This window comes from Longimonas halophila (genome assembly GCF_002554705.1).
In the GTDB taxonomy this organism is placed as follows: domain Bacteria; phylum Bacteroidota; class Rhodothermia; order Rhodothermales; family Salinibacteraceae; genus Longimonas; species Longimonas halophila.
In genome coordinates this window covers 125,535-145,679 of the sequence record NZ_PDEP01000007.1, presented here as the reverse complement: position 1 = coordinate 145,679, position 20,145 = coordinate 125,535, and the positions used below count along the sequence as shown (strand labels likewise).

Annotated in this window: 14 protein-coding genes; 10 read left to right on the top strand and 4 right to left on the bottom strand. The window is 61.6% G+C overall.

What is annotated here, in order from left to right; translation table 11 throughout:
* Window positions 1-368 precede the first annotated feature (368 nt).
* Window positions 369-1,655, top strand: coding sequence for an ammonium transporter (locus CRI93_RS08860; protein WP_342752105.1), 1,287 nt, complete (start codon window positions 369-371; stop codon window positions 1,653-1,655).
* Between the two features lie 105 nt (window positions 1,656-1,760).
* Here CRI93_RS08860 and CRI93_RS08855 read toward each other — a convergent pair whose 3' ends face one another.
* The gene (locus CRI93_RS08855) at window positions 1,761-2,366 is read right to left on the bottom strand and encodes a hypothetical protein (protein ID WP_141491636.1); all 606 of its coding nucleotides are present in this window, start codon (window positions 2,364-2,366) and stop codon (window positions 1,761-1,763) included.
* A 369-nt stretch (window positions 2,367-2,735) separates the two neighbouring features.
* Here CRI93_RS08855 and CRI93_RS08850 point away from each other — a divergent pair, with 369 nt between their 5' ends.
* From CRI93_RS08850 to CRI93_RS08820, 7 genes are all read left to right on the top strand, one after another.
* Window positions 2,736-3,833 carry a prephenate dehydrogenase gene (locus CRI93_RS08850; protein WP_098062262.1) on the top strand — a complete coding sequence of 366 codons (1,098 nt, stop codon included), beginning with the start codon at window positions 2,736-2,738 and terminating at the stop codon, window positions 3,831-3,833.
* Between the two features lie 134 nt (window positions 3,834-3,967).
* Complete coding sequence (gene gcvT, locus CRI93_RS08845) at window positions 3,968-5,077, top strand: glycine cleavage system aminomethyltransferase GcvT (RefSeq protein ID WP_176521803.1); 1,110 nt, start codon at window positions 3,968-3,970, stop codon at window positions 5,075-5,077.
* A gap of 166 nt (window positions 5,078-5,243) precedes the next feature.
* The gene (locus tag CRI93_RS08840; protein ID WP_098062260.1) at window positions 5,244-6,005 is read left to right on the top strand and encodes a 2-phosphosulfolactate phosphatase; all 762 of its coding nucleotides are present in this window, start codon (window positions 5,244-5,246) and stop codon (window positions 6,003-6,005) included.
* Between the two features lie 30 nt (window positions 6,006-6,035).
* Window positions 6,036-7,637: a DNA translocase FtsK 4TM domain-containing protein gene (locus CRI93_RS08835; protein WP_098062259.1), complete on the top strand. Its 1,602-nt coding sequence runs from the start codon at window positions 6,036-6,038 to the stop codon at window positions 7,635-7,637.
* Window positions 7,638-7,672: 35 nt separating this feature from the next.
* Window positions 7,673-8,809: a 5-(carboxyamino)imidazole ribonucleotide synthase gene (purK, locus tag CRI93_RS08830; protein ID WP_245850428.1), complete on the top strand. Its 1,137-nt coding sequence runs from the start codon at window positions 7,673-7,675 to the stop codon at window positions 8,807-8,809.
* Window positions 8,810-8,862: 53 nt separating this feature from the next.
* On the top strand, window positions 8,863-9,387 hold the full coding sequence (gene purE / locus CRI93_RS08825; RefSeq protein ID WP_098062258.1) for a 5-(carboxyamino)imidazole ribonucleotide mutase: 525 nt from the start codon (window positions 8,863-8,865) through the stop codon (window positions 9,385-9,387).
* 14 nt (window positions 9,388-9,401) lie between these two features.
* Complete coding sequence (locus CRI93_RS08820) at window positions 9,402-11,693, top strand: fibronectin type III domain-containing protein (protein ID WP_098062257.1); 2,292 nt, start codon at window positions 9,402-9,404, stop codon at window positions 11,691-11,693.
* 2 nt (window positions 11,694-11,695) lie between these two features.
* Here the strand turns inward: CRI93_RS08820 and CRI93_RS08815 are convergent, their stop codons facing one another.
* The 3 genes from CRI93_RS08815 to CRI93_RS08805 form a co-directional block, all read right to left on the bottom strand.
* Window positions 11,696-13,843, bottom strand: coding sequence for a sensor histidine kinase (locus CRI93_RS08815; RefSeq protein WP_176521801.1), 2,148 nt, complete (start codon window positions 13,841-13,843; stop codon window positions 11,696-11,698).
* A gap of 217 nt (window positions 13,844-14,060) precedes the next feature.
* Window positions 14,061-15,332: an asparagine synthetase B gene (locus CRI93_RS08810; RefSeq protein WP_098062255.1), complete on the bottom strand. Its 1,272-nt coding sequence runs from the start codon at window positions 15,330-15,332 to the stop codon at window positions 14,061-14,063.
* 39 nt (window positions 15,333-15,371) lie between these two features.
* Window positions 15,372-17,282: a tetratricopeptide repeat protein gene (locus tag CRI93_RS08805; RefSeq protein WP_176521800.1), complete on the bottom strand. Its 1,911-nt coding sequence runs from the start codon at window positions 17,280-17,282 to the stop codon at window positions 15,372-15,374.
* A gap of 269 nt (window positions 17,283-17,551) precedes the next feature.
* Here CRI93_RS08805 and rseP point away from each other — a divergent pair, with 269 nt between their 5' ends.
* Complete coding sequence (gene rseP / locus CRI93_RS08800; RefSeq protein WP_098062253.1) at window positions 17,552-18,964, top strand: RIP metalloprotease RseP; 1,413 nt, start codon at window positions 17,552-17,554, stop codon at window positions 18,962-18,964.
* A 298-nt stretch (window positions 18,965-19,262) separates the two neighbouring features.
* Window positions 19,263-20,039 (top strand): undecaprenyl pyrophosphate synthase, encoded by a 777-nt coding sequence (locus CRI93_RS08795; RefSeq protein WP_245850426.1) that lies wholly within the window; start codon window positions 19,263-19,265, stop codon window positions 20,037-20,039.
* The last annotated feature ends 106 nt before the right edge of the window (window positions 20,040-20,145 follow it).

The following is a 20,145-nucleotide window of genomic DNA, read 5'->3' as shown; positions in this document are numbered from 1 at the left end:
GCGAGAGCAAAAATGGCGGCGACAGGATATCAACGTACGGCACGCAGCTTAAGAGCATCAACATAGACCGCACACAACGCCGAGTCCGTTGCATCTCCATCGAAATGTAACAAAAAAGACAATTCCAGTATATTGGCACCCGAAACAAAATTATTATTCTTTTGGAAGCGCTTTGCAAAAATAATTAAGTTGAAATAGTCATTACGAGCAATTAAATACGTCTTGTGGATCACGCAATGGGGCCTCCATAGCTCCAGTTCGATGCATGTAGATGGCTGTACTCACAAGACGAGAAACGACACATGCGAGCATTTGGGATCGTAGTACTGGGACTAATCGCACTGGCACTGGGCGCGCCTGCTGATGCGATGGCCCAAGATACAGCAGAGGCTGCGGCTTCCGCCGAGTGGATGGTAAACAACCTGTGGATCATGATCGCCGGGATGCTGGTGTTCATCATGCATCTGGGCTTCGCGGCATTGGAGTCGGGGATGACGCAGTCGAAGAACACGGTCAACATCCTGTTTAAGAACTCGATGATCATCTGTATCGGGATTTTGACCTACGCGCTCTGCGGGTTCAACCTGATGTATCCGGGCGACTTCAACGGGCTGGTGTCGTTTGGTGCGGTTACAAACTTCATTACGGTATCTCCGCAGGACGCTGAGGCGCTGCTCACGCCTGCCTACAACGAAGGCTACACCTGGTACACCGATTTCTTCTTCCAGGCCATGTTCGCCGCCACCGCCGCAACGATTGTGTCGGGCGGGGTAGCCGGACGCATCAAGCTGTCGAGTTTTCTGGTGTTTGTCGTCGGCTTTCTCATGATTAGCTATCCGATCACCGGGTCGTGGCATTGGGGCGGTGGATTTCTGAACGAGCTTGGCTTCTACGACTTTGCTGGTTCTACGCTGGTGCACTCGGTCGGCGGATGGGGCGCGCTCGTCATGGCCATTTTGCTGGGACCGCGTCTGGGTAAGTATCCGGCAAGCGGCGGCGTGCAGTCTATTCCAGGCAGCAACATGTCGCTGGCTACCATTGGCGTATTCTTGCTGTGGTTTGGCTGGTTTGGATTCAACGGCGGCTCGGTGCTTACGGCAGACCCGGCCACTGTATCGCTTGTGCTCGTCACCACGTCGATGGCTGCCGCTGCTGGCGGCATTACAGGCGGACTGCTGTCGTGGTATCGTGATGAGAAGCCGGATCTGACGATGGCGCTCAACGGCATTCTGGCTGGCCTTGTAGGCATCACGGCTGGAGCCGACCTGATGGCCGTGTGGGAGGCGGTTGTGATTGGCGCCGTGGCAGGCGGACTCGTCTATGCCTCTATCGTTGTAATCGATGAAATAATTAAGATTGATGATCCGGTAGGTGCGGTAAGCGTGCACTTGACATGCGGCATTTGGGGCACGCTCGCTGTGGGGCTCTTCGGCGATATGGCGGGGCTGGCACAGGTTGGATATCAGCTTGTCGGTATCGCCGCAGTAGGCGGAGCCACGGTTGCCTTCTGCTGGACGGTAGGCCGCCTCATCGATGAAACCATGGGGCTGCGTGTGGACCACCACGAAGAGGCCGAGGGTCTTGACGTGGGCGAGCACGCCATGCACGCGTATCATGACCTGGTGCAGACGCATACGCCGTCAAACTCGAACTAACCTACGAAAATAACGCCGCCGCTCAGTTATCACCTACCAAACAGGCGGCGAATCCGATAAATATGTCGGATTCGCCGCCTGGGTGGTTAGCTATCTGGGTATGTGTTAGCCGCTTGTTCTGGTGGGCATTCGTTGGCCGAGCCGTGTGGCTTTTTGGGTGTGTCGGTGGGCCTTATCCATGTGTCGGTCGATACGGCGCTGAATGCGGTCTGCGCGCCGCTGCTCACTGCGCGTGTGGTAGTACATTCGTACCGCACGATCGCCAATCTGCTCAACACGCGAGGGGGTGTAGCGTGACCTCTGAAGCGCATGTGTGTGTCGGACAAGCGCATTGTGACGATTTATGGCATCGATGGAGTGCTGATCGCCAATCGTGTAAATCGCAGAAGCCGCCATGATACGCAGCCGGTCGTCTGTGTTGTGACTGTAGATGCGAACCAGGCTGCGGCCCACCGCGCTCCAGTCGTGGGCTGCTGGGTGGCTATGGCTGAGAGCGATAATGTTGCGCATCGCCTGCTGCTGAAGGTGAGGGTTATCCGTATTCAGCAGGTCCGCATGTTGCCCAACGATCTGAGCCTGCGGCGGGGGACGCTCCATGGTGGATGGTTCTCCTGTAAGAAGCTGGGCATGAGTCGCCAGTGGAGTGATCCATACGAACAGGAGGATCGGGACCAGCAGTGTGTACCACCGTAGCGGCACGGAGTAGAGCATATATCCTTTCGTGTTCATTGGAATGCGTTGGGGGCACGCGGGTTAAGGGTACAGAGGATGTTTTCCTGTCATGCTTGGTAGTTTCCAAATTAAATTGCTTGGTTTAAATGGTTTGCAAAAATAATTTAGGAAGATAGTGCGACAAGAACTTATACATTTTAGTTTCTGAGCGCAGGGCTCAACTATGGGTCGGGTATTGGCGCGTCTCGATGCGTCTGCTATAAAAGCAGACATGAAGGAGCGTCAATGCAAGGTGAATCGGCCCGTTCGTGGTGGCGCACAGAAGAGATCGTTGAACCCGGCGCTTGGTGGGCCCGTTCGCACGCCGTCCCTCATCGATCAGCCTCGTCCACAACGCACGTGCCCTGCATGACCGACTTCCCCTTCGACCGCTGCGCTGTACTTGGTACCGGACTCATTGGCGGCTCGCTGGCAGCAGCCCTGCGCCAGCACGCGCCGGGCTGCACCGTGGTGGGGTTCGATCGTCCGCATGTGCTGGAGCGTGCCGAGGAGCGCGGCCTGATAGACGCGAAAGCCGCCTCGATGGGGGCCGCTGTTGATGGGGCCGATCTGGTGATCTTGGCGTTTCCTCCGGCCAAAATTGCGTCAGCCATGGAGCCGCTTGCGCCGCATCTGACCGAGGGCGCGGTGGTTACCGATGTGGCCTCGGTGAAGCAGGCCGTGGTCGATCAGGCACAGGAGGTGCTGCCCGAGCATGTGACCTTCGTGGGCGGACACCCCATGGCTGGCGCAGAAACCGCAGGCGTTGACGCAGCCGACCCGATCCTTTTCGAGAATGCGGCCTATGTGCTCACCCCAACCGATGACACTCCGTCTGAAGCGCTGTCTAACATGCGAGCTGTTGTTGAGGTTGTCGGTGCTACGCCTGTTGTGCTCGCTCCCGAAGCGCACGACCGCATTGTGGCGCGTGTGAGTCACTTGCCGCAGCTCCTGGCGGTTACGCTCGTGCAGCACGCGGCCGAGTCCAACGACGATGCGCTGGCACTGGCCGCTGGGGGATTCCGCGACCTGACGCGCATTGCCGAATCACCGTTCGATCTGTGGCGCGAGATCTTTGTGGGCAATCAGGGGAGCATTCTGGATGCGCTTGCCGACTTTACGCGCCGCCTGCAGCGGGTGCAGCGTCAGGTGGCTATGGGCGATATGGATGCGCTCGAAGACGACTTTGCCGCTGCCCAGGATGCACGCGCTCGACTGCCCGAGGAAGCAGCCGGTCTCATGCGGTCTGTGCACGACTGCACGGTACGCGTTCCTGACGAGGCCGGGGCATTGCATGCTATTAGCAAGCCACTGGCGGATGCCAACGTGTCGGTACGCAATATTGAACTGCTGCGCGTGCGCGACGGCACCGGCGGCACGTTCCGGCTCTCATTCCGCAGCCGCGAGGCGCTGCATACCGCCCTCGACGTGCTCAACGCGGCCGGATTTGATGCCCAGGCTGCCTAATCCAGCCCATGCTCCGCATCCCCCAAGCACGACACAAATACGGATGAAATCAGCGCGGCGCGTTGCATCCGCTATCGGCAGGCCCTATACTTCCGACTGTTCACTCGTTCAACCGTTCACCTGTGTCCTACGCCATGCCCAACACGCTTGCAACCACGCCCCTCTACGATGTGCATGAACGCCTGGGGGCCCGCATGATGCCGTTTGGGGGATTCGACATGCCGGTGCAGTACAGCGGCATTATTGATGAACACCAGGCGGTGCGCAACGAAGCAGGGCTCTTTGACGTGAGCCACATGGGCGAGGTGGAGGTAACCGGCCCCCACGCGGAAGCGTTCGTGCAGCAGCTTGTAACCAACGACGTGTCGGCCCTCTACGACGGAAAAGCGCTCTACACAGCTATGTGTACGCCCGAAGGCGGCATCATCGACGACTTGCTCGTCTACCGCCGCGCTGCCGACTCCTTTCTGCTTGTGATTAACGCGGGCAACCGGGCCGAAGACTGGGCATGGATGCAAGATCACAACCCGATGGGCGCTACGCTGGCGAACCGCTCCGACGACTACGCGCTGCTGGCGCTGCAAGGCCCCGCTGCCTTCGACATTGCCCGTCCATTTGTGGGTGAGGCGCTCGATGATCTCAAGTTCTATCACTTCATCGAAGCTGAAAGCGGCGCGTTTATGGAGTGCGAGCATGCCATCATATCGCGCACCGGATATACCGGCGAGCCGGGGCTGGAGCTGTACATTGCGCCCGACGATGCCGAGCATGTGTGGGCCACGCTTCTCAACGCGGGTGCCGACCACGGACTAAAGCCTGCCGGACTGGGGGCACGCGATACGCTGCGTATGGAGGCGGGCTTCTGCCTGCATGGCAACGACATCTCCAAAGATACCAATCCGTATGAAGCGGGGCTCGGTTGGATCGTCAAGCTGGATGCGGGCGATTTCGTCGGTCGTGAGGCGCTGCAAGCTATCAACGAAGCGGGGCCGAAGCGCAAACTGGTCGCTTTTGTGGCGCAAGAGCGCGGCATCCCGCGTCATGGCGATGCCCTTGCCATGCCCAATGGCACCACGCTGGGTTCGGTAACCAGTGGTACGCAGTCGCCCACGCTGAGCACCGGCATTGGGCTGGGGTATGTGCCCAACGATGAAAAATACACGGCGCCGGGTACTGCGCTGACTGTGCAAGGGCGCCGTCCCGTAGCGGTAGAGGTGGCCAAACCGCCGCTGCATACCTCGTAGCTCCTGCGAGCTGTGACAGACCTTGCGAGATGCAACAGCATGGGCGTCTCAAGACGCACATGGCACATCCTGAACAGAACCATGACCGGATGCGAACAACTGCGGGCCCATGGATGGGCCTGCCGCATCCAGACTCCTCCTCATCACACGATGCCCCACACGGTTCATGAACGTAGAGGTCTTCCTAACTCATACTACTGTTACCGAAGACGATGTGCGCGGCCGTGCGGTCGTAGTCATCGATGTGCTTCGGGCCTGCTCGACCATCAACACAGCGCTGCATAATGGGGCCCGTGCGGTAATGCCTGTGCTCGACATGGCCCAAGCCAGTAAGATTGCGGCGAATCTTGACCCCGACGTATTTCGGCTGGGCGGCGAGCGCAATGCCGAAAAGATTGAAGGGTACCATCTTGGCAACTCGCCGCTTGAGTACACCGAAGACGAGGTCGAAGGGCGCGATGTCATTCTCAACACGACCAATGGCACCAAGGCCCTCGAACGCGCCAAAACCGCTCGTCACCTGGTAGCGGGGTCGTTCCTGAATGTGAGCCGCACTGCACGCTTTCTGAACGAGCAAGACCGCGACGTTACAATCATCTGTGCCGGACACGAAAACCGCGTCTCGCTCGAAGACACCATCTGCGCCGGGGCGCTGCTGTACCGGCTCTGGGATGGCACCGAACCCGACCACGTTTCCGATGCCGCCCACACGGCCTACTCGCTCTTCCTGTACAACCGAGACCACCTCGACGTCACGCTGCGCAATACTAACCACGCGCGTCGCCTTACGGAAAACGGCTACGCCGATGACGTCGACTACTGCTATCAGATTGACCATATTCCTGTTCTTCCCTACTATACAGATAACCGCCTCGTTATGCACGAGGTGTCCTCCGAGCCGGTAAGCACGCCCACAACCGCGCCATGATGACGCCGTGTGGCGCCTGCTTTTGTGGGAATGCTACCGCACACCGGACTCACTGCCTTCCCGTATGGCGCCTTGCATAGCGCGTTGGCTGATCGCTCCACTGCCATGGCATCCACTCGTCGAAAAAAGAAATTGTTGGGCGTTCTGTGCATAGGGCTGTCGGTACTTGCTGCTCTGGCCGTGCTTTCCTACACGCCCTCCGACAACGAGGCCGTATTGGCGTTTTTCGACGCGGGACAGATGACCCACAGTGTAGGTGTGAACAACTGGCTTGGCCTTGTGGGGGCCGCACTGGCTTGGGCCTGCGTGCCCAACTTTCTGGGCTATCTGGCTGTGGTGCCGTGCACCCTGGTCGGAATTGCTGGGTGGTATGTGGTTCGCCAGCGATCTCTGAGGCCGCTGGTTCCCCATGTGCGAAACGCGCTTGTTGGGACGTTCCTGGTTGCGGTCTTCTTGGGATGGGTAGGGCTGGCATTCGGCCTTCCTATGACCCGCTGGGCGGGTGCGGTTGGCGCCTCGGTTGCCTATGCGTTTGTGCAAGTAGTTGGCATAATTGGCACGTTTCTGCTGCTCACGATAGGCGCGGTGGCAGCCGGGCTCTTCCTTGCAGAGGGCACGATGCAGGGCGCCATGCAGCGTGCCGTGCGCAGCGCGCAGACCGCCCGCACGAATGCGCACCCTTACGTGCAGTGGGCGCTGCGTTGGATGCGCGCTCGCATGCAAGATACCAACGTCGACCCGAATGCGCCCCTCCCCGACGCTTCTTCCACCTCGCCTGCTTCTCCCCCTGACGCAGATTCGCCGTCCTCTGATGCGGATGCCGAGCGGCCCACCATTCAAGATCCCACCGCCCCCCAGGTAACCGGGCTGCGGCTGGTGCGCAATGATGACAAAAACGGTGACGAGGAGGCAGAGGACGAGCCGGTAGCGCCCAGCACGGAAGCGGACACCGATACGACTGACGATACGAATCCCACTGACGCGGGCACCGCGGACGCCGAGGCCGCTCGTGTAGAGCAATCGACATCAGCCCCAGATCCGGAAGCAGGCGCTGCCGACACCAACTCTGTCGACACCGCTATGCCGTCTGAGATGCAGCGGGTTGTGCCTCCGCCCGAGTCTGAAGAAGAGACCCTGGACGATAAGGAGCCGGATGAAGATGCTGATGTGATCCGGTTTGATGAGGTGCGGGCCCGCATTCGTGCGGTGCAAGAGCGCATGGAAGGCGCCCGGCGATCACCCAGGCACGACGCGCCGCCTGAGGATGACGAACCGTCCACCGCGCGCACTGATGCCGATTCGTTCGATGGAGATGACGCGCGGGAGGTCGACGCTACACCCGAGCAGGAAGCCGCGGAGTCTGTATCGGCCCCATCGCCCGAAGCGCCGTCGCTTTCGTATCCCTCTGACCCCGACCCGCTGTTTGAGCATGCTGCTCATGTTGTGGTTCAGCATCAAAACGGGGCGGCGCTGCTTGTGCAACGGGTGCTGGTTGTGGATGCCGACCGCGCCGAGCACATTGTGCAGCAGCTGGAGGCGGCGGGCCTTGTCGGACCGCCCTCCGAAACGGGCCGCCGCGAGGTGCATGTGGCGGACTCCGAGGAACTTGCACAGCGTCTTCTGACGCCTTGACTGCTTTGATTCTCTCACATAGCCCTGATTTCGTTGTGACTTCGTTCCCCACTCTCGGCATTTTAGGCGGTGGCCAACTCGGTAAGATGATGGCCGCCGAGGCGGTGCGCCTGGGCATGGGGGTGCGGCTGCTCGCGCCCAAAGACGCTGGGCCCATGCAGGCGTATGCCCACGCCACTACCGCTGACTGGACCGACCCCGACATCCTGCGCGACTTTGCGACGGGATGCACAGCGGTTACGGTGGAAAGCGAGTGGGCGCCCGCTGATGTGCTGGCGCCGGTGTGCCCAGAGGACACGGCGCTGTGGCCCAGCCCGCAAACGCTGGGCTGGATTCGGCACAAGGGCGTGCAGAACGACCGGTTGGCTGCACACGACCTGCCGCTTCCGTCGTATCGGTGCTGTGCCACGCCAGATGAGGTGCGCGCTGCGGGGGAGGCGCTCGGCTGGCCGCTTATGCTGAAGCAGTACGAAGGCTCGTACGATGGCTACGGCAACCGCCTGGTGGAACGCCCCGACGAGGTCGACGAGGCGTGGAACGACCTGGCTGCCGACGACGGCGTGCTGGCAGAGCAGTGCATCGATTTTGTGCGCGAGCTGGCGGTGCAGATTGCGCGCCGCCCCAACGGCACCTCGGTGGCGTACCCGGTAGTGCACACGGAGCAGCGCGACCATCGCTGCCACGCTGTGGTAGCCCCCGCACCCATGGCCGACGATCTGGCTGAAGAGGCGCAGGCCATCGCCCGCGACGCCATAGACGCGGTCGAGGGCGTGGGCTTGCTGGCGGTGGAGCTGTTCGAAACCCGTGATGGCGCAATTCTCGTCAACGAAATCGCGCCGCGCCCGCACAACACCGGGCACTACACCATCGAAGGATGCGTGACGAGCCAGTTCGAGAACCATGTGCGGGCGGTACTCGATCTGCCGCTGGGCGCTACCGATCTGGTGGCCCCGTACGCCGTTATGGTCAACGTACTGGGCCAGCGCGAAGGCACGCCGCCGCGCGCCGACGGCTGGAAGCAGGCGCTACAGGTGCCGGGGGCGCATGTGCACATCTATGGCAAACCGGATGTGCGCCCGCACCGCAAAATGGGCCACGTCACCGCCCTGGGCGATACGGCTACCGAGACCCGCACTCGTGCGGAAGAGGCGGCCGAACAGATCATTCTGTAACGATGCAGGGCCCTGCATCGCCAATCACGCTTTATCCAACAACCTAATCAAGCATGCCCGACTCCGAAGATACGCCACGCGTTGGCATTGCCATGGGCAGCGAATCTGACCTGCCCGTCATGCGCAATGCCGCCGCCATCCTCCACGAGTTCGACGTGCCCTACGAGATGCGCGTCCTCTCGGCGCACCGCACGCCGGGCGTCATGAAAGACTATGCCGAAACCGCCGCCGACCGGGGCGTCAAAGTCATCATTGCAGGCGCTGGCGGCGCCGCGCATCTGCCCGGCATGATTGCCGCCAGCACGCCGCTTCCTGTGCTGGGCGTGCCCGTAAAAACCAGCACGCTCAACGGCATCGACTCGCTGCTCTCGGTGGTGCAGATGCCTGGCGGCGTACCCGTGGGCACCCTCGCCATCAACGGCGCCAAGAACGCCGCTCTGCTCGCCCTGCAAATCCTGGGCACGCACAACGCGGACCTTCAGGACGCCGTCCGCGCGTACAAGTCTGACCTCACAGACACCGTCGAAGGCATGGATGCCCGCGTGCAGGCCTTCGATCCGACCGAATCTACCGACTAACCCTTTTTAGGCGGATGCGTAGTGTGCTCCTTTACGTGCTTGTTGGCTGGCTGATACACGGCGCGGTGCTGGCGCCACAGAGCTTCGCTCAGGAGGCCGACAGGGAGCCGCATCTCCGGCTGGCCCCACTCAACGACGACAGCCGAGCCGCACTGCGGGCCGATGCGCCGGGCGGCCCGCATGCCTTTGCCACGGCCCGCGAAGTCAACGAACCCCTCGCCGATCTGCTGGCATGGGAATCGCAGGGCACCGCCTCGCGCATTGGGCGCGGGTATGTGACGAGTCCGGGCGCCGAGACGCTGAACCTGGGCTTTCGCGACCTTGATCTGCCTGCCGGCGCGCGCCTTGTGGTGTCGCACCCCGATGGTACGCAAGAGCGCGGTCCGTATCCCGCCGAAACCGCCAACGGCGCGCTCTTTACACCTGTTATTGCAAACGAAACCGTTCAGATTACGGTTGTTGTGCCCGCAAACGCTGCCCCCTTGCGCGGACGCCTGGTGCACGTGGGCCACGGGTGGAACCCGCCCGAACGCGCGTTCGACGCGGTGCGTCCGCAGGCGGCTGGGGCCTGCAACATCGACACCGCCTGCGCGCAGGCCGATGACTGGGGGGCTGCAGCCTCGTCCGTAGCGCGCCTGACCTACGTACGCAATGACGTGCAATTCTCATGCAGCGGGGCGCTCATCAACACGACTGAGGGGCCGGTGGCCACCTACGTGCTTACGGCGCAGCACTGTGTGGATGCACAGGCGCAGGCCGAAACCGCCGTGTTCTACTGGAACTACGAGCACCCCGACTGTCGTCCGCCCGGAAGTACCGAGAGCGGTAGCACTTCATCAGCCGATCCGTTCAGCCAGACCTCGACCGGCGCCACCGTGCGCGCCAGCATCGGCACAGGCGCTATTACGGGCGGCCCCGACATTACGCTGTTGGAGGTCGAGGAGCCCCTCTCGCCCGCGTTCGATCTGCACTTTAGCGGCTGGACCCGCGCCGACACCGCACCTGAAGCCTCCACTACGATTCATCATCCAGGCGGATTCGCCAAGCGCATCTCATTCGACAATGACCCGGCAACCATCACCGGGTACGCCACCGATGCCGAGGGCGACGCCACGCACCTCCGTATCGAAGCGTGGGACGCAGGCACCACCGAGCCGGGCTCCTCGGGCGCGCCCTTGCTCAACCCAGACCAGCGGATTACGGGTGTGCTTTCGGGCGGACTTGCAGCATGCGGTGTGAACGAACCGGACTGGTATGGGCGATTGGCACGGGCGTGGGACGGCCCGGCCCCCAGCGAGCGCCTGCGTGACTGGCTCGACCCGGCGGGCACGGGCGCACCAACGACCGACCGGGTCAGGCAGGGCGCGCACATCAACCCGCCGCCTGCTGTGAATGCGCTCACGGTGGCAGATACCGAATCGCGTAGCGCCCGAGTAGCGTGGACAGCGCCGACCTACAGCAGCAGCGCGCCCGTGCAGCGGTATCGGGTGCGTGTGGATACCGAGCCGATCGATGATGCCGACGACTTTGCCACAGCGCGCTCGCTTTTGGCCCCTGTGCCGGTTGAGCCAGGCACTGAGCACACCCTTCGCATCGACAACCTGTGGCCTGAGACGCCCTACTACGTCGCCATTCAAACCGAGAACGCAGCCGGGCGCTCGACCTTGACTGCGCTCGACGCTCCCGTCGAGCTGCCCGATCGTGTAGCACCTGCTACCATTGACAATCTGCGTATTGCCGAACTGCGTCCTGAGGCCGTCACGCTGGCATGGACGGCCCCCGGCGACGACGACATGCGCGGCACCGCAGCCACCTATGACCTCCGCTACGCGGAACAGCCTATTGAGAGTCCGAGCGACTTTGCACGTGCCACGCCAGTGAATCCATCGCCACAGCCCGACACCGCAGGTACAGCCGAGCGCATCACCCTAACCGATGTGCCGAAGGGCACGCCCCTGTACTTTGGGCTGGAGGCGGCAGACAACGCAGGCAATGCCTCGCCGGTGGCGCGCACCACGCGCAATGCTACGCTTATTGACGATGCCCGGCAGGTGGAAGGCCCCATGCCGAATCCGGCTACCGAAGCTGCAAGGCTGCAGATCACGGTACGGGAGGCCCAGACGCTCCGCATCCGCCTGTACGACACGCTGGGGCGCGCTGTGGGCCAGCCGCTGGATGCGGAGGTCCCGGCGTTAGAGGCGCAGCGCATTGCCCTTCCGGTTGGCGAACTGGCGTCGGGGACGTACTTTGTGCGGGTGGAAGGGGCAGAGTTCCAGATGACGCAGCGGCTGGTTGTGGTGCGGTAGAACTATTTGTCTTCAGATACAGCAGCTCCAGGAGTAGATTTGGAGGACGCAGACGAGCCATCGGCAAGGGGAAGCTGCACGGCAAACCGACTACCTTCGCCGACCGTGCTTTTTAGGGTTACGGAGCCGCCCATCAGCGCGGTGCACGCGTCTACGATAGCGAGCCCGAGCCCAGCGCCCTCGTGCGAGCGGTTTTGGCCCTCGGAGGCTTGCCGGAACGACTCAAAGATCAGATTTTGCGAAGCGGGGGGGATGCCGATGCCATCGTCCTTAACAACGAAGTGCACCTGTTCGCCTGAGCGGTACGCTTGTGCGGTGACATGGCCGCCCGCAGGCGTAAACTTGATTGCATTGTCAATGAGATGACGCATGATTAGGCGGCCCCCATCGGGGTCGATACAGGCGCGGTGATCTGAATTCGAAGGGGGTGAGGCGGTCTGGAGGGTAATCTGATTTCGTTCTGCTTGGGCCCTGAACGAGCCAAGCAGTTCGTCAAGGAAAGTGGGCAAGTGGACCGAAGTAGGACGTAGGGCGTGGGCCCCGCTCTGCAGGGCAGAGAGCGTGAGCACCGACTCCAGCGTGCGCTCCAGGCGCTTTCCGCTCTGGTAGATGCGCGCAGCAAACTCCGCGTTTGTGCCTTTGGTCTCAGACCGGATCATATCGGAAAACCCAAGGATGGCAGTGAGCGGCGTGCGTATTTCGTGGCTCATATTGGCCAGCATGTACTCTTTCAGGCGCGCGGTAGCTTCGGCCTTCTCCATTGCTGCATGCAGCTCGGCCTCGCGGTCCTTTTGAATGGTAAGATCAACAAGGACGCCATTGATGTAGGCCGGAGCCCCTTGCTCATTTCGAACGAGTGTAGCGCTTACGCGTCCGGTAAAGCACGTGCCGTTGCAGCGTTGGCAGGTCAGTTCGCCCGTGAAGGTGCCATCGTTATGTAAGGCCTCGTGCAGGCGGTGGGCTCCGTCGGATGCAAACAGTTGGGTAGCGGGGAGGCTGTGCAACGCCTCTACAGATGGGTAATCGAGCATGGAAGCCAGCGCCCGGTTTGCGTAAACGAGTCCGTCCTCAAACGAGATCTGGAAGAGGCCGTCAGACACGCTTTCAGTAATTGTGTGCAGCAGCTGCTCATGGGCACGAAACGTGCGTTCGCGCTCCGTGATGTTGCTCAAGGTCAACAGATGCACCAGGTCGGTGCCGGTGTGCAGGCGGCTTTCGGTAATGCGATAGTACTGTAGCGAGCCGTTTTTCTGCATGTCGATAATGGGACGCAGTGCGGCCCGTGCCTCTGCCACATCCGGGGCGATTTGGGTAAGAGGACGACCAAGCGCCTCGGGTCCAAGATTGGGAAAAAGCGCGGTGGAAGAGGTGTTGTATGCGCGTAGCGCAGCGTTGGGCCCCAGCACCAGGGTAGGCTCGTCGCGGCGTCCAACCTCTTGCACGGTGACAAAAGCGTTGCGGGCGAAGAACAACACGCCAAGTGCAAAGGCGGCTACGCCCAGAGGTTCGTGATACAGGCCAGCCAGCGCCGGAACCGCAAATCCGACGGCATTGCCAATGACAGGAAGCAGTGTGAGTCCAAACAGCCCGGCCAGAGCGCGCGTGCGGCCGTGTACCTGTGCCCAGCGAGCGGCCAGCAGCAGAAAGCCGCCCAGGACAAGGGTATACGAAACGCTTGTCGTGATCCAGTAGACCGTGTGGCGGCTAATTGTAAATGGAGCCAGAGGTGTTGGGATGGACTCGACCGAAAAGTAGAGTCCGTGCTGATGGTTGGTAATCTTGAGCAGCGTAACTACACTAAAGACAAAAGCCCCGAGGCCAATCCCCACTGGGTGACGGTGCAGCGTGTATCCGCCGTAGGAAGAGCAAAAGTAGAGCCATGCCCACACTGTAGAGAAGCCGACCACGAGTCCCGCGGTATACGCGGTATAGGCAACAAGCTCTGTTCGGGCCAGCAGAAAAATCAGTTGGGCACCGGCCCACAGGGCACTGGTAAGCAAGAGCGCAATCAGGCCGTAGCGGGCATCGCGATGGGGCAGGTAGCGGGCATGCCAGGCCCCAAACAGGCACAAAAACCCGGCCAGGCTAAAGAACCCACCATAGAGCAACGTGCCCAGAGGAAGGCCGAAGTCGGCATCGGCAGACCACACGCCAAGAACAGAGGCGGCGTGTAGGAAAAGTACGTGTAAGGATGTAGGAAACGGCACAGCGAGGCTCTAAAGCTACCGAGAGGAAAAAGGCCGCGATTGGCCGAGAGCGCGGCATTGGGAGAAAGAGCACATCCGCATGTCAAAAACGGAAGACGTGCTAACGGGTTGCCAGGGGACTGCTGCGCTGTGCCGAAGAATATCGAGGGCCGGTCTGGAGTCAGGTTTGCTGCCGCTCGGGCTTGGCGGCTGGAAACAGAATATTATTCAGAATAAGCCGGTAGCCGGGCGAGTTCGGGTGCAGATCGAGGTCAGTGGGTGGGTCGCCCACGAAGTGTTGGTAGTCTTCGGGGTCGTGTCCAGCAAAGAACGTGAATGTGCCGCTTCCAACGGTGCCATGCACGTACTTGACTTCGTTGCGGGCGGGCATTTCGGCGAGGCGCACCACACCCTCTTTGATAACGTCGGCATTGAAGGCGGTGGTTTGGCCCACGAAGCCCTTAACGGTAGCTACGTGGTTTTGCGTGAGCATGGTTGGCACCGGATCCCACTGCGCGCTGAAGTCGAACAGCGTAAAGTAATCGAGTGAGGGATCGCGCATGGAGGCAGGGGGCGGCCCGGCATCGATCGTGGAATGGTCGGTGCTTTGCGGATTCAGGTCGGGCTGGAAGTCGCGAAAGGCGAACGTAGGCGCGTAATCGAGCTGCTCGCGTGCGTTTGGATCAACGGGGTCGTTGTCGTACTCTTGCGGCACAATATCGGTATCGTGCGCCGCCAGGGCCAGGTCGAGCGTTTCGGTGCCCAGGCACATCGAGAACAGGAAACCGCCGTCTTGCACGTAGCGGCGGATGGTTTGCGCCACTTCGAGCTTCAGCCCGCTGATTTTGCGAAAGCCGTACTCACGAGCCAGCTCCTCGGCCTGCTGCTGCTTTTCCATATACCACGACGTGTTGCGATATCGCAAGAACTTGCCAAGCTGCCCAGTAAAATCTTCGTGATGCAAATGCAGCCAGTCATAGTCGTCGAGCGCGCCGTCGAGCACTTCGCGGTCGTAGATCATGTCGTAGGGCACCTCGGCATAGGTAAGGGCCAGCAGCACGGCATCGTCCCATGGCACGGTCTGGTCGGGGGCGTACACCGCAATCTCGGGGGCGGTTTCCAGGCGCACGGCCGCCTGGTTGTTGCCGTCGGATTCGACCTGGTCAACGAGGGAGGCGGAGGCGGAGGCCGAAAGGCGTTCATAGGCCACGTTGCGAAGGCGTAGCTCCTCTTCAAGCTCGGGGGTAGCCGTAAGCAGGAACGCACCGCCGCGATAGTTGAGGAGCCAGTCGGCCTCCTGGTTTTCGGTGAGCGCCCAGAAGGCAGCGCCATAGGCCTTCAGGTGATTGGTTTGGCGCTCATCCATTGGGATGAGCACGTCCTGCGCATGGGCGACGGGCGCCAGCACACCGCTCAGGGCGAACACAACAACAAGAGCAACGCGGGTAATCATGGGGGATTCGGGACGTAGGCGCAAGAAAATAAAGAGATGCTACGATGCCGGAAGCGCACGCACACGGGTGCGTGCCTGACTGGCAAATACAGAGCGTGGGTGCTCCTCAAGCAACTGCATATACACCTCGCGGGCCGCTGCAGTCTCGCGTTGTGCATAATCCAGCAGCTCTGCGGACGTAAAGAGGGCGCGGTCTGCCCATGGGTGGCGCGGGAACTGTGTGGCGAAGCGCTGGAGTGCGGTGGCGGCCTCTGCGGGACCTTGCAGGTGCGCGGCCAGGTGGGCGCGCTGGTACCGGGCACGCGTAGCCAGCGGGGTGCGCGGCATTTCATTGATGAGGGTCGCGTAGGCGCTATCGGCAGCGGCCCAGCGGTGCTGGCGCTCGCGCAGCAAGCCACGTGCATAGTGCGTCAGGGGCGTGCTGGTGGAATCGGAGCACTGAAAATGACGAATCGCTGCGTGAAGGGTTACGGCGTCGTTGGCGGCGTCGTGGCTGAAGTCGCTGAGCAGCGCGTCGAGGCGTTCCTGGGCCTGGTCCGTGGCACCGTCGTGCAGGTCAAGGAGCGCCAGCATGTGCTGCGCGGGCGTCTGTGCACTGGCCTGGGCCAGGGAGTCGAGGTGAGCGCGCGCGCCAGACAGGTCGTTCGTGTGAAGTGCAATGCGTCCGGCCAGAAGCGTGCGTTGGGCTGCGTGGCCACTAAACTGCGCGAGGGCGGCATGGGCCTGGCGAGCGGCCTCGGGGTCGTCCCGAACCTCCAGGGCCAGTTCGGCGAGTCGCATCCAGAGAGAGGCGTAGGCTTCGGGCGGACCGTCGGCAGCGGACGAGGCGCTCTCGATGGCCCCGCGGTAGGTGGACCATGCCTGGTTGGCCGCCTCGGTAGCATCCGTTGTGAAGGGCTTGGCTTGCTTCCAGCGCCGGTAGGCCATGTCGCCTGCAATCTTGTCGGCCAGCTGGGCGGCTTGAGTATCGGTGAACTGGGTACGTACGGCGTGTAAGGCGTTGCGGGCGGCCTCGGGGGCGTTGGCTTCGGCAGCCTGGCGGGCCAGGTCGAGCACGGTCTGGCCCTCATCGTTGCGGAGGGTGTCGAGGCGCGTGTAGGCATCGAGCGCAGCGTCGTAGTCGCTCTGTTCGGCGTAAAGCCACGCGAGCAGGTCGAGGTAGGCGGTGTGGTCAGGGTTCGCCTCCACCGCCTCTTCGAGGACCGTCGCCGCATCGCCCAGTCCGCCCGACTGGTCGAGGAAGGGCTGCAGGCGGCTTTGCACGAAGCGCAGGCGTCGCTCATCGGTTTCGAGCAGGGCCACGTACTCGCGCATAGAGGCCGCGTACTGGCCGTCGAGGCTGTACAGGTGGGCCAGTTCGGTCTGGAAGGCGTCGGGCTCGCCAAGTGCCTCGCGGCCTTGTTGCACCACATCGATGGCGGTGTTGAACTGCCGCAGCGTGGTCAGGGTGTGGTAGAGGCTGCGGTAGGTGCTGGCGCGTTCGGGATACAGCGCAATGGCGTCATCCCACGTCTGGCGCGCCGCGTCTTCGCGTCCAGCCAGGTGCTGGAGGCGGCCTTTGGTGACGAGGTCGCTCACCGAAGGACTGTCGAGGTTGGCATTCAGTAGGGCGAGGGCTTCGTCGTATGCCTTAGTGGCCTCGTAGGCGTCGATCAGTTCGTACTGGAACGTGAGGCGCTCGGGGTAATCGTTGACAAGCTGTTCGAGCAGAGCGATGCCGCGCTCGTAGGTGCCTTGCTGGATGTACTGCTGAGCTTGTTGAAGTGAGTCGGAGGCCGAGGTGGGTCCGGTTGCGTCAGAGGCGTCGGGCATGCGCTCGGGCGAGGGGGGACGGGGCGGACGCTGTGCGGCTGCATCCAGAAGGGCGGGGCCGAGCATAAGCATGACGATGGCGGCCAGTGCTACGGACGTGCGCCAAAACGTGCGGGGCGCGGAACTGGTGAGGGCCAACGCATTGCTCCTTCGCATCCCCCCAAAACAGGTCTGGGGCAGACTCGGCGCTGATGAAGCAGGGGCAGTTGGGCGGTGGCGCATGGTGGCACGGAGCAGAGAGCACAGAACGGCAGCGTGGGCGATATGCTACCTGTGCGTGCATCAGGCGTTTCCGAAGACAGGTGCGGGCAGAGGAACTACCCCCCGGGTGCGCTGATTGAACGCATGCCGTTTTAACGAGGCGGTGTGTTTTGCTTTTCCCTCATTGATCCCATTGCGGCGCACGCATGGAGCTGCTGCTGAGCATTGTAACGTCAACGGCCTGGGTGCTGCTGGCCCTCACGATTCTGGTCTTCATTCACGAGCTTGGGCACTTCTTAACGGCGAAGTACTTCGGGATGCGCGTGGAGCGCTTTTCGATTGGGTTTCCGCCCACGGTGTTTGGGAGGCGCATGGGCGAAACCGAGTATGTAGTAGGCGCCACGCCGCTGGGAGGATATGTGAAGATTAGCGGCATGATCGACGAAAACCTCGACACCGAGCATATTGAGGCCGAGCCCGAGCCGCATGAGTTCCGGTCGAAGCCGGTGTGGCAGCGTATCATTGTGATTACGGCAGGCGTGATCTTTAACGTCTTCTTGGCGGCGCTCATTTTTGCCGGAATTAAGTGGAGCACCGGCGAGTCGTACATCCCGGCGGAGAACATCGAATCGATCTATGTGGAAGAGAGCTCGGTGGCCTACAACATGGGGCTGCGCACGGGCGACGAGATTGCCGCAGTGAATGGTAACGCGTTCGAGACGTTCGACCAGCTCAACCCCGGTGCGCTACTGGCGGATACGCTGACGGTGACCGTTGCGCGCAATGGGGAGACGGAGACGCTCGTAGGCCCGCGCGACATCATGACGCAGATGAGCCGCGCCAGCCAGACGGTGGGTTCGCCGCTGGGCATTTCGTTTACACCGCCGCTGGTGGGGGCCGCGCCCGAGGGGCGTCCGGCCGCTGAGGCGGGTTTGCGCACCGGAGACCGCGTGGTGCATGTGGCGGGCGATTCGATTCGGTTTTGGCAAGAGATGGCCGAACGGCTTCAGGAAACCGGGGGGGCGCCTACCCCCATTCGATGGCTGCGCGCCGATTCGCTCCAGTGCGAGGGCGACCCTGAGCCGATGGCACGCACAGCCCAGGGAGCGCTGTATGAGGCCACTATCACGCCCGAGCAGGGCGATGATGGACGCTACCTGATTGGCGTTGCGGCACCTCCAACCGAAATGCTTGCGGCAGAGTTTGGGCAGCGCACACGCACCTTTTCGCCAGGTGAGGCGCTCGTGGCAGGAACTGCCGAAACATGGTCATACGCCGAAAATATTGTAGTAAGCCTGAAGCGTATCGTAGTGGGGCGCGACAGTGTGCGCGACAATCTGGGCGGGCCCGTGCGCATTGCACAGGTCACGAGCCAGGCGGCCTCGGCGGGCGCTGTCAACTTCTGGCGTATTGTAGCTATTCTGTCGATTACGCTGGCGATCATGAACATCCTGCCGATCCCAGCCCTTGACGGTGGACAGCTGGTCTTTTTGCTCTACGAAGGCATTACGCGGCGCCCGCCCTCAACGCGTGTGCGCCTGATCGCACAACAGGTGGGTATGCTGCTCCTGCTGGGCTTTATGATTTTCCTTATCTTCAACGACATCTTGCGTCTGTAGGCGTTTGGGGGTCGCGCACATTAACAAGCGCTACGAAACGCCTGACACCGGCATGCGCGTCGCAAGTCCCGTGCAGCTTGGATGATTCTGCATACAGATGATGGGGCGTTGGATGAAACGTTGCTTGCCCCTGTTCGTGCAGATACATTGGAAATACGTGTAACGCAGAGTGCCATTCCGCCGCGCTGTATGCACCACTGCGTTTTCGGCGCATGGCTGCCTTCTGGCAGCCGCCGTGCGGAGGTCAACAAGGCCCGCATCCGATCGTCTGTTATCTATCCATCACCCGCCAGCTAACGTGGACAACGACGCAGAATTGCAAGAGCTGTTGCACAAGCGAGGGGAAGTGCCACAGCATGTGGCGGCGATTATGGACGGAAACGGGCGCTGGGCCCAACAGCGTAGTCAGGTGCGGTATGCCGGACACTACGAGGGGGTCGAATCGGTGCGCGACATTGTAGAGGCGTGTTCGCAGCTTGACATCCAGTACCTAACGCTCTATACCTTTAGCACCGAGAATTGGGAGCGCCCCGCCATTGAGGTGAAAGCGATCATGCGCCTGATGGCGCATGCCGTACGTAAGGAACGGCCCAATCTGATGGAGAACAACGTGCGGATGAAGACCATCGGCGATCTCTCGCAGTTGCCGAAGCGTTGCCAGCGCGAAATACAGAAAACCGTGCGCAAAACGGCCTCGAACACTGGGCTTACTCTCGTCCTGGCACTCTCGTACAGCGGACGGTGGGACATGACCGAGGCCGCTCGCCAGTTGGCTACAATGGTGGCCAACGGGGTGTTAGATCCGGAAGACGTTGACGAGAGCATTGTGAGTGGCTTGCTCGATACAGGATCTATTCCGGATCCAGATCTGCTCATTCGCACCGGCGGCGAGTACCGGCTTTCCAACTTTATGCTCTGGCAGAGTGCCTACTCGGAACTGTACATCACAGACTGCTACTGGCCCGATTTTCGCCGCGAGCAACTGTATGAGGCGATTCGCAGTTACCAAGACCGCGACCGCCGGTTTGGACAAGTGCCTGTTAATGGCCATACAACCTACGCCTCCGACACGTAGCACCCTGCGATGGGCAGCGCCACTGCATGTTTCCATGCAACGTGCGGGCCCACGTACCGATATACGAACACATGCCCTGCATCCGTTATGCCGGGTACGCTCCTCT